This is a genomic window from Hahella sp. NS-SX17 (genome assembly GCF_057367735.1).
On record NZ_CM170632.1, the window covers coordinates 2,586,091 to 2,601,740 of the forward strand.

At 50.4% G+C, this 15,650-nt stretch carries 9 protein-coding genes; 3 read left to right on the plus strand and 6 right to left on the minus strand.

Going from position 1 to position 15,650, the window contains the following annotated elements; genetic code table 11:
- Nucleotides 1–239: 239 nt before the first annotated feature.
- On the plus strand, nucleotides 240–2,090 hold the full coding sequence (locus AC2IBB_RS11705) for a collagenase (protein WP_486333034.1): 1,851 nt from the start codon (nucleotides 240–242) through the stop codon (nucleotides 2,088–2,090).
- A gap of 51 nt (nucleotides 2,091–2,141) precedes the next feature.
- Here AC2IBB_RS11705 and AC2IBB_RS11710 read toward each other — a convergent pair whose 3' ends face one another.
- Nucleotides 2,142–2,381 (minus strand): hypothetical protein, encoded by a 240-nt coding sequence (locus AC2IBB_RS11710; protein ID WP_486333035.1) that lies wholly within the window; start codon nucleotides 2,379–2,381, stop codon nucleotides 2,142–2,144.
- A gap of 641 nt (nucleotides 2,382–3,022) precedes the next feature.
- Between AC2IBB_RS11710 and AC2IBB_RS11715 the strand changes: the two genes are divergently transcribed.
- Nucleotides 3,023–5,002, plus strand: a complete 1,980-nt coding sequence (locus AC2IBB_RS11715) for a type VI secretion system Vgr family protein (protein ID WP_486333036.1) — start codon at nucleotides 3,023–3,025, stop codon at nucleotides 5,000–5,002.
- A 101-nt stretch (nucleotides 5,003–5,103) separates the two neighbouring features.
- On the opposite strand, the gene AC2IBB_RS11720 is transcribed toward AC2IBB_RS11715, so the two are convergent.
- The 4 genes from AC2IBB_RS11720 to AC2IBB_RS11735 form a co-directional block, all read right to left on the minus strand.
- Nucleotides 5,104–5,904, minus strand: coding sequence for an XRE family transcriptional regulator (locus AC2IBB_RS11720; RefSeq protein WP_486333037.1), 801 nt, complete (start codon nucleotides 5,902–5,904; stop codon nucleotides 5,104–5,106).
- A gap of 103 nt (nucleotides 5,905–6,007) precedes the next feature.
- Entirely contained in the window at nucleotides 6,008–8,140 is a 2,133-nt protein-coding gene (locus AC2IBB_RS11725) for a carboxy terminal-processing peptidase (RefSeq protein WP_486333038.1), read from the minus strand.
- Between the two features lie 468 nt (nucleotides 8,141–8,608).
- Entirely contained in the window at nucleotides 8,609–10,762 is a 2,154-nt protein-coding gene (locus tag AC2IBB_RS11730) for a 3-hydroxyacyl-CoA dehydrogenase NAD-binding domain-containing protein (protein ID WP_486333039.1), read from the minus strand.
- A 46-nt stretch (nucleotides 10,763–10,808) separates the two neighbouring features.
- The gene (locus AC2IBB_RS11735) at nucleotides 10,809–12,017 is read right to left on the minus strand and encodes an acetyl-CoA C-acetyltransferase (protein ID WP_486333040.1); all 1,209 of its coding nucleotides are present in this window, start codon (nucleotides 12,015–12,017) and stop codon (nucleotides 10,809–10,811) included.
- Nucleotides 12,018–12,409: 392 nt separating this feature from the next.
- Between AC2IBB_RS11735 and AC2IBB_RS11740 the strand changes: the two genes are divergently transcribed.
- Nucleotides 12,410–12,676, plus strand: a complete 267-nt coding sequence (locus AC2IBB_RS11740; RefSeq protein ID WP_486333041.1) for a late competence development ComFB family protein — start codon at nucleotides 12,410–12,412, stop codon at nucleotides 12,674–12,676.
- Between the two features lie 88 nt (nucleotides 12,677–12,764).
- Here AC2IBB_RS11740 and AC2IBB_RS11745 read toward each other — a convergent pair whose 3' ends face one another.
- Entirely contained in the window at nucleotides 12,765–15,617 is a 2,853-nt protein-coding gene (locus AC2IBB_RS11745) for a DUF349 domain-containing protein (protein WP_486333042.1), read from the minus strand.
- Nucleotides 15,618–15,650: the final 33 nt, after the last annotated feature.

The window sequence follows — 15,650 nt, forward strand, 5'->3', positions numbered from 1 at the left end:
ACCACTGTTTAAGTAAGTCTGTTGAATTTTGACCTGAACAATTGTTGCTGCGCAGAAAGAGATCCAGTGGCTTGAATGCCTGCTTAAATGCAGTACCGGTTTGGCGATCTGATACAATTTGATGCTTTTCTTAGACAGACCGACCGCACAGGTCTGGCTATATTCCTTGCCCACGCGGCGACCTTCGTAATCCGCGATGTATTCTTTCTTATAAGCTGAAAGCCACCTTAGGAATTGTAATGACGCCAGCAAACAGATGGTTTAGAGCCCCCATTGTGGTTGGCGCTATCTTTTTCATTCTCACCATAAGCGTTATGGCGTGGTCGAAGGGCGGCGTGGAGTTTTTAAAGTATTTTCGACACAACTCGGAGCAGCCGGAAAAGTTATCGGAATTACCCCCGCCGCTACCGGCATACAATCGAGCAAAAGAGGATGAACTCTCCTACGAGGAAGAGAGGGAGTCTGACTGCTATCTGGATGGAATGGCGGTGCTTTCAGGTGACGAGTTTGTGTTGGCCATATGGGAAATGGATCATGGTTGTGTGAGGGAAATGCTCTCAATGGAGGAGCAAGCTCGTCACAGCATCTTTTCAGAAGCCAATATGTCCGCCATTACGCAAGCAGCTATTTCAGAGTCGTCTTATTTTCGAGACGATAACGTCTATGAGCTGGCGAACCTCATTCAATACTTGCATGCGGGATATGTGCAGGAAAGAAGTCGCTCGCGTAAGAAGAAGCTATATGGAAAGGCGTTGCAGAAACAGGTTGCGGTAGCCGCCGTTCAGGTTACCAATAATGCTTTTCAGAGCGCTGCCAGGGCAGGTAGTGCACGATTGGCGGAGTTGTCTTTAAAGCTGGTGAACAGTTCCGGTAATCAGGGGGAGGTCGTCAGCGCCTCCGTCGCTTGGCTGGATAAGTTGAGCTCATTGACTAATGCTAGTGGGCGCTATGATTCGGCGTTAAATGAGCTACTCAATATCTACTATAAAGGTCATGACAATGAAGCCTTTATCGATATTGCCTCTCATGACTCGCAATATCCTAATGCGCTCTATCGTTTCATAATTGATAAAGACTCGTGGTTGGCAGGCGGCCGCGAGTATCTATTGATGAATGCCGCCAAAGAGCTCGGGCGCTTTCTGCAGTATAACGCGATAAGGGACGATACGGGGCGCTTCATACGTAGTCTGATGAACAGGTATGACCTGAGCCGTGATACGGCGAACGTGTGGAGTATTTTGGCTGGCTCAGTGGATTATTACGATAAGGCGAACTGCAGACAGTACAATGCCTGTGAGTATAGAAAGCGCGTTGAAACCACTGTTTTACGCCGAGAGCGTACGTGTGGCGGGACGGTTAGAATACGCGCCCAATCTATGACGGAGGAGCAATTTGACTCAGCCTGCGAGTCTTTGTCCCGGCGCGAAGATATCTTCCACGAGATGCTGAACAGTGAGCGAGAGCCTGTTTCTGACGACCAGAATGACACTCTGGAAATGGTTATATTTGAAGACTCAGACACCTTCTCTGATTTGGGTTGGCTATTGTTTGACTCTGATGCAGTGACCGCTGGCGGTGTTTTCTATGAGGGCGATCCCTTTGATGAAGCTAATCAGGCGCGGGTATTGGCTTATCAGTCTGAGGAGGTCTCAGACTCCCATCGGATACTGAACTTGGATCATGAGTTTGTGCATTATCTGGACGGGCGATACACCATGTATGGCTTGGAGTCGGAGTACGTTGAAGATAATGTGTGGTGGGCCGAAGGCGTCGCTGAGTACATTGCCTTTTTGGATCACTATCCAGATGCGGAAGACGCGGCTCTGACCGAAACAGTGCGTTTTTCAGACATTTTACACTCTAACTACAATAGCGATGAGTCGCGTATTTATCATTGGGGTTATTGGGCGGTGCGCTACATGTTCGAGCAGCGTCCAGACGACATTGAGCGATTAGTGTTATGGTTCCGGCTTGGTCGATACGACGATTATCAGGACTGGCTTGATGACGAAGCGAAAGAATTGGATGCGGGTTTTGCAGAATGGATGGGGAAAGTGAGGAAGGAGCTTCAGGTCGCTTCTGGCGTTTAAAGTTAAAGCCAAGTCCCTGGCGTATAGGTTATATCCGTGCTGGCGGTTTATTTAGCCGTTTCTGCGGGATAACTGAGTCGTCGCAGACGGCTCTGGGGTGATGCCGGTCATTGGCTGAATTGAGGGGATTGTGCTGCTAAATTGTCGCTCATCTTCTTTGGCTTCTACATTTGCGCAAAACTCCATCAGCCAGGCATACCCGTATGGGGTGATCTGTTCTGTATAGCGCAGTAACTCCGCGATGCGGAATAAGTCGTTAACGACCTTCTGCGAAGGGGACGTCTGATTCACTGTTACTCCTTAAACCTGTGTTCAATAATGCCCTAGGGGCTAGTGCAATTGTGTTTTTGGAATGAAATGGTATTTGTCTTGTTATGGCAGGGCAAGAGGGGGTATGGCCTAGGCCATATGTGAAGGGGGCTGCGACGATGAAAAGCTTTATGGTAAAGCAAACTCATGACCTTTGTTTGAGTGCTCTGGTCAAATCTCATCCCTATGGCTGGTGTAGGCATAATCTCCAATGAGATAGAATTTAAGCCGTTTCTAGTGCTCGGCTTTGAGTCGTAGCGTGCTCAATATGTCGTTGCATTTGTTATTGTGCATACTGCGTAGAATCAGGGCTCTTTGGCTTGGTTAATAGCTAAAGCGCAGAGGGATGAACTTTCTTGATGTCTCTTTAATTTCACGCCTTCTGTGTATGACATTCTCGCTAAATGTCTGCGCCCAAAAATCCGTAAAAAATCAGCTATTACTGACGGCTTTCAGTTAGTTTTGACGCTCTGTTTGTAATGGTGATAAGTGACCCGCCCTCGATTTATGCAAGATGTGCGGCGGTCATATAGAATTGCAGAAAACCGAATTTGAATCAGGCCTCTAGTCTTACCGAAAATGAGGCGACAAAAAATTAATCATGCTGATGGAAGGGTTAGACCATGGCGGGACCGAAGCAAGATAAACAGCTCCTGACGATTAAGTCGCCGTTGGGGGCGGATGTGCTTGTAATGAAAAAACTCAAGGTAACGGAATGCCTGTCAGAACCGTTTGAGACGACAGCGACGGTCTGGAGTACAGATTACAACATTGATCCAAACGCTATCGTTGGTAAAGAAGTCACCATCAGCGTACATGCAGACCCCAGTAAGCCCAGGCACTTTTCGGGCATCGTAACCCAGATGTCCGCGCACCAGATTGAAGAGAATCATTACAGGGAATACAGACTTAAAATGGTCCCCTGGTTTTCTTTACTCAAATACCGTCGCGACTGCCGAATATTTCAAGAGCTGACAGTTCAAAAAATAATCGATAAAGTCTTTAGTGAATTAGGTTTTTCAGACGTTAGCTGGCGTCTGCAAAAAACATATGAGAACCGGGTCTACTGTGTTCAGTATCGTGAAAGCGACTTCGATTTTGTTTCACGGCTGTTGGAGGAAGAGGGAATTTTCTACTACTTCCAGCATGAGGAAGGCAAACACACACTGGTGCTCAGCGATAACGGCAAAGGGTATGAAACGGTATCCGAACCATCTTTGGATGTCACCGATGGTGCTCACACCAAGTTCAAGATCAGTAGTTGGGAGCATGCTTACCAGCTTGTCAGCGGAAAAGTTTCTTTAACCGACTACAACTTTGAGACGCCAGCCACCAGTTTGGCGGTTTTCCAGGGAACTAAAGTCAAACTGCCGAATATCAGTAAGTTTGAAGTTTACGACTATCCCGGCGAATACGCCCAGAAGGGCGAAGGCGATGGTTACGCAAAGACGCGTATGGAAACATTGGAAAGCGGCTATTCTCTTGTTAACGCGGAGAGTAACTACCCGTCGATGTGTTCAGGTTACATTTTTACGGTTGGGGTTCACCCTGATTCCAAGGAAAGTAAAGAGAAGTATGTGGTCACTAGTGTGACGCACAACGCAGAGGAGGGTAGCTACCGCGCAGGCGTTGAATCAGCGCCGCACTATTCCAACTCCCTGCAGTGCGCGCCAAGCGCTACGATCATGCGTCCTGTGATTAAGACGCCGAAGCCGGTAATAAGCGGTACACAAACCGCTTTGGTTGTTGGTCCATCCGCTGATGAGATTTATACGGATGAGTTTGGACGCATCAAGGTCCAGTTTTATTGGGACCGTTTGGGCAAGAAGGACGATAAAAGCTCTTGCTGGATTCGGGTTGCGCAAATATGGAGCGGTAAGAATTGGGGTGCGCAGTATATTCCGCGTATAGGTCAGGAAGTGGTTATCTCATTCCTTGAGGGAGATCCTGACCGTCCATTGATCATTGGAAGCGTATATAATGCGGAGCAAATGCCTCCTTACGAGTTGCCAGCCAAAAAGACGCATACAGGAGTAAAGTCGCGCTCTTCCAAAGGCGGAGGTACGGAGGACTATAACGAGATTATGCTCATTGATGAAAAAGGCGAAGAGTTGATCCGGGTCCACGCCCAAAAAGATAGAGACATTACGGTTGAAAATGACGACACGGAAAGCGTTGGCAATAACCAGTCTATCAGCGTCGTAAAGAATCAGACTGAGGAAGTGGGTGAAAACAGAACTATCAATATCGGTAAAAACGACAGCCTGACTGTTGGCGAAAATCAGAGTATCGATATTGGCAAAAACAAAGACGAGGTCATCGGCGAAAATTCATCACTGAATGTTGGTAAAAATGTAACGGTGGAGATTGGTAAGGATCGTACCGAGTCGATTAAAGGCAAGCATACTGAATCCGTTACTAAAGAGTACTCTGTTGACGCGAAGAGTGTACAGATTACGGCTAAGAATGAAATCACCTTGCAGGTGGGCAAAGCCAGCATCACGATGAAAAAGAATGGCGATATCACTATTAACGGCAATAAGGTAAATACCAAAGCCTCAGGCGTGATTACTATGAAAGGTAGCCAGATCAAGGAAAACTAAGCTGGCGATCTGCTTTATTTCTTTCGCTTTATACCGCGCTCCATATTGGGGCGCGATTTTTTTAAGGCCATTATCGCCTCAACAAGCACAGCTGTTTTATCCTATTCCTTCTCGACTTTAGATGCTTCTGAGTGTCTGGTCGTGGTCGTCTTATCGTTGTGAGAGGGATACGGTTCTTCTGAAGTTGATTTCTCCGCCTGCTTTGCGTCCTTATTCGGTTTGCTGAGCCGCTCGTTTTCTGCAACGAAATGCAGACCCAACTCAAACGCCTTCTGCGTAAACTCCAGTACTTTGTCGAAGCCTTCGTCGGATAGCTGGCGCGCCGCGTCGTGACGTCGATAGATGTTAATAAACTTGCGCTCGCGCTCATACTGTAACGGCAACCGTCCCAAGCCCCAGTCGTTAAGAATGCGCCACAGCTCTGGATTATAGGTGCGCGTATATTTGAGGATAAAGGGAACGGGGTCATTGCGGGCCAATAAAGCGGCAAGACGCAGAATCAGTTCGAAAGAAATGGTTGCCGTACCATTCTCTACGGCCTCCCATAAGCTTTTGTCTTTGAGACTCAGAGAGTCGCTGAGTTCATGAATGGTAAGACCTGCAACTTCGCGAAGGTCCTTGAGAGACTGGCCTGCGGCAGCCATAAGTTTTAATTGGTCCTGGTTTCTCAGGATGGTTTTGCCAACGCGAATAGAACTGTCTGTGGTTAGTCTGGCGATTTTCAGGGCGGAAGTGGTTAATTCACTGATGCGATTAAACCAGCCGCTCTCATCTCCTTTGACTGTGGGGGCGTCGCTTTTGTTTTTACTGGATGATTTATGCGCTGGGGGCATCGAATCGCTGTCCTTGGCGTCAGTCCTGATTTTTGGTCCATTGGACTTCTTGATATTGTCTCCAGACATAAGATCACCTGCAACCATGAATATCTTGTTGCACTGTCGATTAAAAAATAAGTGAAGTCAATGACGCTAGCAGCAACCTGTTTCTGCTAGCGCCAGGGCGTGTTTAGCTTTTAGAGTCAGCGATTTGTCGCTGCATGGTCAGCACGTCTACCAGTATTTCGCCGGTTTCACGCGCTACGAAATCGAGATCCTTTTTCGCGGGCGCTTGCGCGGACTGTTCTTCCTGAAATGTTTCATAGTCCTTGTATGTCTTAAACTGAGCCTCTTTCTTGGCGGCGCGCTTCATGTTGACATAGGCAAGCTCGCGGTCTTGCAGGCTTTTCAGCTCTTGCTTACGAATATCTTCACGTAGAGAAATGGTTTTTTGCGACTTTGTTTCTTTGAGGAAGTCAATTTCCTGTAGTAATGCCTGGTATTCGGCGTTTTTCTCCATGCGGGTGTCATGGTTTTTCGCCAGATCGGAAATCAAAGGGCTGAAGTTCCCGTATCTACGATGCGCAACGGCGTCAATGTGGTCCCAGGGTAGAGCTTGCGGCAGCGCATCTTCTCCTATCTCGCTCTTGTCAATGGCGGAAGGAATAATAACGTCGGGAGTTACCCCTTTGTGCTGTGTGCTGCCGCCGGAAATACGATAGAACTTGGCTTCGGTGATTTTTAATTGGCCGTGACTAAGGCCGCGTACAGACTGTACCGTGCCCTTGCCGAAAGTCTGTTCGCCAATGATTACGCCTCGACCGTAATCCTGAATGGCGGCGGCGAAAATCTCCGACGCGGAAGCGCTCATACGGTTGACCATTACCGCGATAGGTCCGGTGTAGACGATTTGCTCGTCCGGGTCGTCATATACGCGTACGCGATTGTCCGCCGTGCGCACTTGTACAGTGGGGCCTTCCTGAATAAAGAGGCCGGTAAGCTGAATCGCTTCTTGCAATGCCCCGCCGCCATTATCGCGGAGGTCAATAATTAGACCGTCTATCCCTTCAGCTTTAAGTTCATTCAAGAGTTTGTTTACGTCGCGCGTGGTGCTGCGATAGTTGGGATCGCCGGATTGCATGGCGCGAAAATCAGCGTAGAAAGTGGGGATGTCGATAACGCCCAGCTTATACTCGCGCCCGCCGCGATTTATATTGAGCACGTGTTTCTGGGCGGATTGATCTTCAAGGTCCACTTTGTCCCGTACAATATTGATAATGCGAGTTTCGGAATCGCTACTGGCGGTCGCTGGAATAACTTCCAGTCTAACCACTGATTTCTTAGGGCCTCGGATCAGGTCTACCACTTCCTCCAGGCGCCAGCCCACCACATCGACAATGTCGCCTTTATCGCCTTGCCCAACACCAACAATGCGGTCTGCAGGCTTGAGTTTTCCATTTTTGTCGGCGGGACCCGCTGGCACTAATCTAACGACTTTGGTGTGTTCATTATCCGACTGCAATACGGCGCCTATGCCTTCCAGCGATAGGGACATATTGATGTTGAAGTTTTCAGAGTTGCGAGGAGAAAAATATTGTGTGTGAGGGTCGTAAATATTCGTCAGGGCGTTCATGTACGCCTGAAATACATCCTCGGAGCGAGACTGTTTAATGCGGCTTAGCTGGCTATCGTAGCGCTTACGCAGACCGTTACTGATGTCCTCATCCGTTTTGCCCAGCAGGCGCTGGCTTAAAATTGCGCTTTTCAGGCGTTTTCGCCAGAGGCTGTCAAGCTCGCTCTCGCTCTTCGCCCAAGGCGCTTCCTCTCTGTCGATGAGGATCTCTTCGTCTTTCTTGAAGTCCAGTTTATCAACGCCTGTGTCGAGAAGACCGGTGATGTAATTGAGTCGGCCGACGATGCGTGACTGGAAGCGGTTATAGATACGGAATGCGGGGTCAAGCTGGCCGGATTTGATAGCGCCGTCAAGTCGATAACGGTAGTTTTCAAATTCGTCGATATCGCTTTGTGTGAAGTAGATTCGCTGCGGGTCGAGGTATTTTATGTAGTTATCCAACACCTCAGAGGAGACGTCGCCATCTATTTTCAGACTGCGGTAGTGTGCGTACTGCAGCTGCCTTGCGATGTCTCTGCTGGCTTTTTCCTGGTCCGCGGTAGGGGACAGGTTGAGATAGTCCGGGTTTTCCGTCTTCGTTCCAGAAGCGACAGCGGCGTTGCCGGCCAGCGCCAGTGAACACAGTGAGGTAAACAGGACAGCGTAGAGACTGCGGCGTTGTAACAAAAACATATGCTTAAACTTATTCACGACTAAATCCGGGATAATTGTGCAAGGGTATAAAGACTCCACAGCTTTTATACAGTATTAACACTTTGATTGTAGGTCAGATACGCCGTTCCAACTAGTATCTAATCATCACCAATTGTAAGCCTTTGCAATGACTGACAATCAAAAGTGTATTTTGTCTGCATGTGTTGGAATTGCCGATGAAGATTTACACACACCTAGTTTCTAGAGTTAATGCTGGGTTGCAAAAAAGCAAATGACAATCTATCCATAATGGCCGCTAATTGCTTAAGGTGTGAAAAGGCGCTCAGGACAGGCGCTAGCTGCAGTGTGCTGGATGGAATGTGATTATGTGGCGCGTTATGCAGGACAAGGGAGAGGGACGGCCTCTCCCTTGTCTCATTTCTTCGAGCTAAATACCTTCGCCTTCCGGCGGAGAGTATGATGTGCTGGAAGGTTCCGTGGGTATAGAGCTGAGTGGCTGAGGCGCTACTCGAATATCCCACCTTGCTCCGCTAGAGATACAAGCAACGCGGGTGGCGTGAAGCGCTCGCCATGGCGATGGCGCAAAGTATTGGCTCGCTCGACGAATTGACGCAAACCATATTGGTTGGCGTACTGAATTGCGCCTCCTGTCCAGGGAGCAAAGCCTAAGCCGAAGATGCTTCCAATATTGGCGTCCTTGACCGAGCGCAGGACTTTTTCTTCCAGGCAGCGCATGGTCTCCAGAGACTGAATGAACAGTAGTCGCTCCTTCAGTTCCTGTAGTTCCACATTTTGGGTTAACGCCATATCAGTATACTTCTCAACGAGCTGTGGCCACAGGTGTTTGGCGCCTTTGGCCGGGTATTCATAAAACCCGGCTCCTGCGGCTTTTCCCTTGCGGTCAAACTCGTTCACCATGGCGTCAATCACATGCTCTGCTGGGTGCGGCGTCCATTTTTTCCCGTTTGCCTCGACGTCCTTGCGGGACTGGTCTCTGATGTGAGTCATCAGTGTCAGGCTGACTTCATCAGATAAAGCAAGCGGCCCTACCGGCATCCCGGCAAGCTGAGCGGCGTTTTCTATAGCTGCTGGGTGGATGCCTTCAGCCAGCATAGCCACGCCCTCATTGACGAAGGCGCCAAAGACTCGCGAGGTGAAGAAGCCCCTGCTATCGTTCACAACGATAGGCGCCTTGCCGATCTGAATGACAAAATCGAAGGCCTTGGCCAGCGTCTCTTGTGAAGTGGACTCGCCCAGAATGATTTCCACCAGCTGCATTTTGTCGACGGGGGAGAAGAAGTGTAGCCCAATGAACTTCTCTGAATCCCGGGAGGCCTGGGCGAGTTGTGTGATCGGAATAGTAGAGGTGTTAGAGGCGAAGATTCCCCCCTGCCGTAACTTTGGCTCACTCTCCTGAGTTACTTTGGCTTTTAGCTCGCTGTTTTCGAATACGGCTTCGATAATGAGGTCGCAACCTTCCAACAGGTCGACGCTTGTTGTGGGCGTAATGCGGTCGAGCACTTCCTGTTTTTGGGACTCACTCATTCGTCCCTGACTGACTTTTTTACTAAGCACTTTATCCGAATAGGCTTTGCCTTTTTCCGCAGAAGCTTGTTCTACATCCTTAAGAACGACTTGCAGTCCTTTTTGCGCGCAGGCGAAAGCAATGCCAGAGCCCATCATACCTGCGCCGAGTACGCCGACTTTGGACATTTTATGCGTTGGAATGTCTTTGGGGCGGCTTTGTCCCGCTTTCAGGTCATTCAGTTGAAACCAGAAGGTTCCAATCATGTTTTTAGCCACTTGGCTGGTAGTGAGGTAGGTAAAATAGCGGGATTCAATCTTTTGGGCGGTATCGAAGTCGACTTGAGCGCCTTCAACCGCGGCCGAAAGAATTGCTTCCGGGGCGGGGTAGCAGCCCTTAGTCTTGGTTTTCAACATAGCGGGAGCGATCGCCAGCATTTGTGCAATCTTGGGATGGCTGGGCGACCCTCCTGGTATCTTATAACCCTGTGTATCCCAAGGCTGTTTGGGAGCGGGGTTCGCTTTAATCCAGCTTTTTGCGGCGTTAATAAGCGCCTCCTGGTTTTCCGCCAACTCATGCACCAGCCCCATCGACAGAGCTTTTTGGGGAGATAATTTCTTTCCTTCCAGTAATAGAGGGAGCGCTTTCTCCAGTCCCAGATATCTGGGCAGACGCGCTACTCCGCCGCCGCCGGGCAGCAGCCCCAATGTCACTTCAGGCAGACCCAGCTCAATGCGTTCGTCCGATAGTGCGAGTCGAGCGTGGCAGGCCAGCGCCAGCTCCCAGCCGCCACCTAATGCGGTTCCGTTGATCGCTGCGACGACGGGCCGCCCCAGCAGCTCAAGCTGGCGCAGGGGTTGCGTGATGCTGTTTGTCAGCATGGCCAAAAAGTCCTGCGCCTCTTCTTTCTTTACTTGGATAAGCTCTCTCAGGTCGCCGCCTGCAAAGAAAGTCTTTTTCGCTGAAGTAATAATGACGCCAGCAATATGATCTTTTTCCTGTTGCAGGCGCTGCAGCGTATTGCTGAAGGCGTTGCGGAACTCTGCATTCATGGTGTTGGCGCTTTGGCCGGGCATGTCCATAGTCAAAAGGACGATGTTTTCCTGGTCTTTTTCGTAGCGTATGGCTGTCATGTGATCTCTCGCTGTCATTGTCCGTTGGTAATATTTGACGCGCTATTCAGACTCGCTCGATGATAGTGGCGATGCCCATGCCTCCGCCTACGCAGAGAGTAGCCAGCCCATACCGCAGTTGACGGCGCTCCAATTCATCCAGCAATGAGCCAAGGATCATGGCTCCTGTTGCGCCAAGGGGATGGCCCATGGCGATGGCTCCGCCATTCACATTGACCTTCTCGTCGGGCGCCCCTATTTCTTTTTGGAATTTAAGGACAACTGCAGCGAAAGCCTCATTCACTTCAAATAGATCGATATCGGATACGGTCAGACCCGCCTTTTGCAATGCCTTACGGGAAGCTGGCGCTGGTCCTGTCAGCATGATGGTGGGATCGGAGCCTGTGACTGCGGTAGCGACAATACGGGCGCGCGGCCTCAAGTTCAGCTGCTCGCCTTTTTTCTTCGAGCCAACTAACAGCGCCGCCGCTCCGTCGACGATGCCGGAGGAATTTCCGGGGGTGTGAACATGTGTCATGCGCTCAACAAAGGGATATTTCTCTTTCGGCACAAAGTCGAAGCCCATTTCTCCCATCATCTGGAACGAAGGCTTTAGTTGCGACAGGCCATCTAGAGATGTATCTGGGCGTATCAATTCGTCTTCCTGCAGCAAGATAAGACCATTTTGGTCTGTAACAGGGATGATGGACTTTTTGAAGAATCCCTGACTTCTCGCTTCTGAGGCTTTGCGTTGAGAGTTCAGCGCGAACTCATCCACCTGAGTGCGTGAGTAACCTTCAATCGTTGCGATCAGGTCGGCGCTGACGCCTTGTGGAATGAAGTGCGTGCGCAGATTGGTCGCTGGGTCCAGCGCCCAGGCTCCGCCATCGCTGCCCATTGGCGCTCGGGACATGGACTCAACGCCTCCCGCAACCACCAGATCTTCCCATCCAGAGCGAACCTTCATCGCTGCCAGATTAACCGCCTCCAGGCCGGAAGCACAGAAGCGACTCAGTGTGACGCCGGCCGCCGCATCGCTCCAATTGGCGACCAGAGCGGCTGTTTTGGCGATGTCCGCGCCTTGGTCGCCGACGGGGGTCACGCAACCCATAACGATATCGTCTACTTCTTGCGTATCGAGCTGGTTGCGCTCCTGCAGGGCTTTTAGTGTTCCTGCAAGTAGATCGACAGGTTTGACTTCGTATAGGGCTCCGTCTTTTTTACCTCGGCTGCGCGGTGTGCGAACACTGTCAAAAATAAAAGCGTCTGTGTCCATGGATCGTACCTTCTTGTTTTATTAAACGCTGGTGATGTTATTAACCTTATGCGAGGGATTATTCCGGAGAAATGACAGGAACGAACAACCACATTGGCGAAAACATACAGTTTTCTCATGCCAGGGATAGAGACAATGGCGGGGCGGGTGGTCTGGTCTATTATTAATTGCATGGTAACGATAGTGGCAGGCTAATGATCAGGCCCATGGGCGCGCCTGCGTAGCGATTAGCCGCTGAAGAGCAAGGGCTGACATGCTGCTTCTGATAAATAGATGGACGGACGCTACTTGTCTGCCGATGACTAATTCGGGGCGGACGTCAAAACGGGCTGTAGCGGTTTGTCTGAATCAGATTACAGATGTGAGTGGAAAAGGGGTTATCTGGAGGCGCTATGTCTATTCTCGACAATGTTTATAACTACTATGAAAAATTGGTGCTGGAGGAACTGGCTAGACAGATGGAGGGGCAGGAGCCGGATGAGGACTTTCTGACGGACATTGTTTGTATTGCGTTAAACCACTTACCGGCCCGTTATTTCCGGCATGGCGTGGACATGGCGTTCTATCTCTCTTCGGATGAGTTCTTGAAAATGAAAGAGGAAGTTGTGGGGGCGGTGGCCAAAGCGATCACTTATGTCAAAGAAGGGCACCGAGAATAAATATTATCGGGGCCCAGTCTCTACAGGCGTATTTTCCGCTGCGCTACGCCGCCGTAAATCCAGTGGCGGCGAGTGTGCGGCGGGTGTTTCAATCGCGATGAGTATGTGAGGGCAACTTAGCGACAATGCCTTCCAAGGCTACACGCAAGCGTTTCTCAAAGTTTTGCGCCGCTTCATCGTCCGTAGTTTTGGCGGTCGCCCATTGCAGGACGATCTGTTCGAATTTATTAATAGGGCTTTCCAGAGGGGCGGTTTGCTGCATGCCAGCGGTAAGACGCTCTACTTGAAGTTGCATGCGACGGGTTTTTTCTTCGGTCGGGCTTTCTGTCTCCGCCAGAATTTCTGCCGTGAGCACCAAGTCGCGAGCGTCGTCTTGGGAAATTTCGTTCAGACTTCCCGTTTGATCAAAATGGGAGAGTGCGCTCTCAAATTGTGCTTTATGTGAAGCCTGTAACTCATTTAGCTCAGTCGGCCACTCAACGCTTTGGGCGTTTGTCATGGTTTGGATGTAAGCGCCGTTATCAAGAATGCCGCCCCAATAATGGATGTAGGACGTTTTGCTGCGTTGTTCGAGCGCTTTGCGGCAGGTCTTGGCGGCGTTTTTGAAGCGACTGTGTAACTCCTTGCCTTGGTCACCCAAATGACCCAATTCGCTGAACGCCTCGGAGAGCGAGGCGAGTGTGCTTTCAGTGCTATCGTCAGGGTGCTCTGCTAAAGCAATGGCGGCGGCAACGAGCTCTTCCGCTCTATGTACATTGTGTTGCTGTTCTTCGTGATGCTTTTGGCGCGTTTCATTCAAGCGACCGAATATCTGATCACAGGCTTTGCGGAACTCGCTCCAAAGGCGTCGGTCTTCACGATGGTCGGTGATTCCCGCTGATTGCCACTCTTTTTGCAACGCCTTGGCCTGATGGGTGGCGGTGCGAATATCTTCTTCTGCAATCAAAGCTTCTGCGCGTTTGACAATGTCCGCTTTGATTGCTTGGTTACGCGCTTTTTCGCCACTTAACCTTTCATCCAGGGACTTCAGCAGCTCGTTGAATTGCTTCTGCGCCTGCTTGCCGTGCTGAGGGTCCACAGGGTAGTACTGACGCCATTCCTCCCGTGCTTTGCGGTTGATCTTGTCCACCAGTTTCCAGTCCGGCGCCGCCCAGTCCACGGTATCGATGAAGTCGCGTAACTGGTGAACAATTTCTTGGCGTTTGTTGAGGTTAACTTCTTTGAGCTTTTCCTCTTCGCTGAAAAACTCTCGGCATGGCCCGTAAGCCTTTTCGGACGCATCGCGGAAGCGGTTCCACAGGGACTGGTCGGAAGAGCCTCCAAGTGTGCGCCACTCTTTTTGTAATTCACGAATCCGCTGAGCTTTCAGGTGCGGCTCCAGGTGCTGGTCGGCCAGGTGCTCCATGCGTTCGCACAGGTCTTCCTGTTTAGGGCGAGTAGCGAAGCCTTGCCAGTCTTTTAAGTCTTCCAGGCGCTTTTGCTCCAGTCGAAACCGGGTCGTCAGATCATGTGCGACCTTGCCGGGAAGACGCTCCAAAGTGCGGGAAATGTCCTTATTCAGCTTTAGAGCGCGCTTGACGGCCCCCTCGTCGATCGCATCGCTTAGCTGTTGAATATTTTTCTGCACTTCTTGTTTTAGACGCTTCTGATCCTGAATATGCTGGACCTGAATGGTATGGATTTCGCCCATGAGCTCCGCGGCTTGAGAAAGCAGAGAGGGCCTTTCGTAGCCGGATGGCCACTCCACTTCATCCACCATTTGACGAATTTTCTTCAATGTCTGGCGGCTTTCTTTCGATTCACTGTCGCCCTTTTCCTTGAACTTTTCCGCCTGTTTTATGGCGGTGTCCAGTTCTCCCTGCAGGTGACCGAGTTTATGTAGGCAGGAATAGTAGTGACGAACCTCGCCCATGGCGGCCTGATAACGCTTTTGTTCGTGTTTGCTGACTTTGTGGTCGCGTGTGGCTTCCAGCCAGCGGTTTTCCTGGGTTTTAATCAGTGCGTCCAAAGCGGATATCTCGCCAGGGGCGCTTAGGGGCGCGACATGCAGCTTTTCAATCGTGTTTTCCAGTTCAGAGCAGGTTGCGTCGCGCTCTGATTGCAGCTCAAGCGTCTGCGCCTCTTCGTCGGCAGTGGCCTTGGCTTCATCTTCAATCACTTTGGCTCTGGAACGGCAAGTCTCAAGAGCGGCTTGAATACGTTGCTGAAGGTCGACGAACTGAGCGGGAGTCAGCGTGTGAAGGGTGCGTTCGAGTGCATGCAGTTTTTCCGGGTAGTAGCGAGTGACATCTGTCTTTGCGTGATTTTCCAGCGTGAGGCAAAAGGCCTCAATCTCCTGGCGGGCCGCGGCTTCCTGTTTCTCCTGGTCCTTTTCCTGCTTCAATTTGCCTTTGACCAGTTGGAACAGGCCTTTATCCTTGGCTTTCGCGATTTTGGCGAGGCGTTCCAGCGCGGCGGGGTCCTGTAGATGATCCGCCGCCTTCATACGGACTTTGCTCAGGTGATGCTCGCTGGCGATTTTCTCCAGCATCGGCGAGTTGTTATCGCCCAGCGCCTTTAAAAATGCAGGTAATTGGGTTTCCTCGTTTAATGCGCCGAGAATCGTGAACAAGAGTTCACCGGAAGCTTGCTTGAGGTTTTGAGCGACAAAACTGTCAAAGTTGCTGGAGGCGCCTTGTAGAAGAGATTGCAGTCGCGCCTTTGAGGCGTCCCGAACGACTTTATCTTTATCGTTGGTGAATTTAAGCAGGTCTTCGATTTTTATCACTTTTTTCAGCGCCGCCTGACGCACTTCGGCTTCGGAGTCTTTTGCGATAACCTGTTCGAGGATGCTGCGCTGCTCTGGTATATTCCAGTCAAGTTCGTTAATCGCGTCCAACCTGGTTTGCGGGTTGTTACTTTGCCACTTGGGCTTGAATAGCTTGTTTAGCAGGGTCGGCATGAAAGGTTCCTGAAAGTTCAATTATCGGGCCTT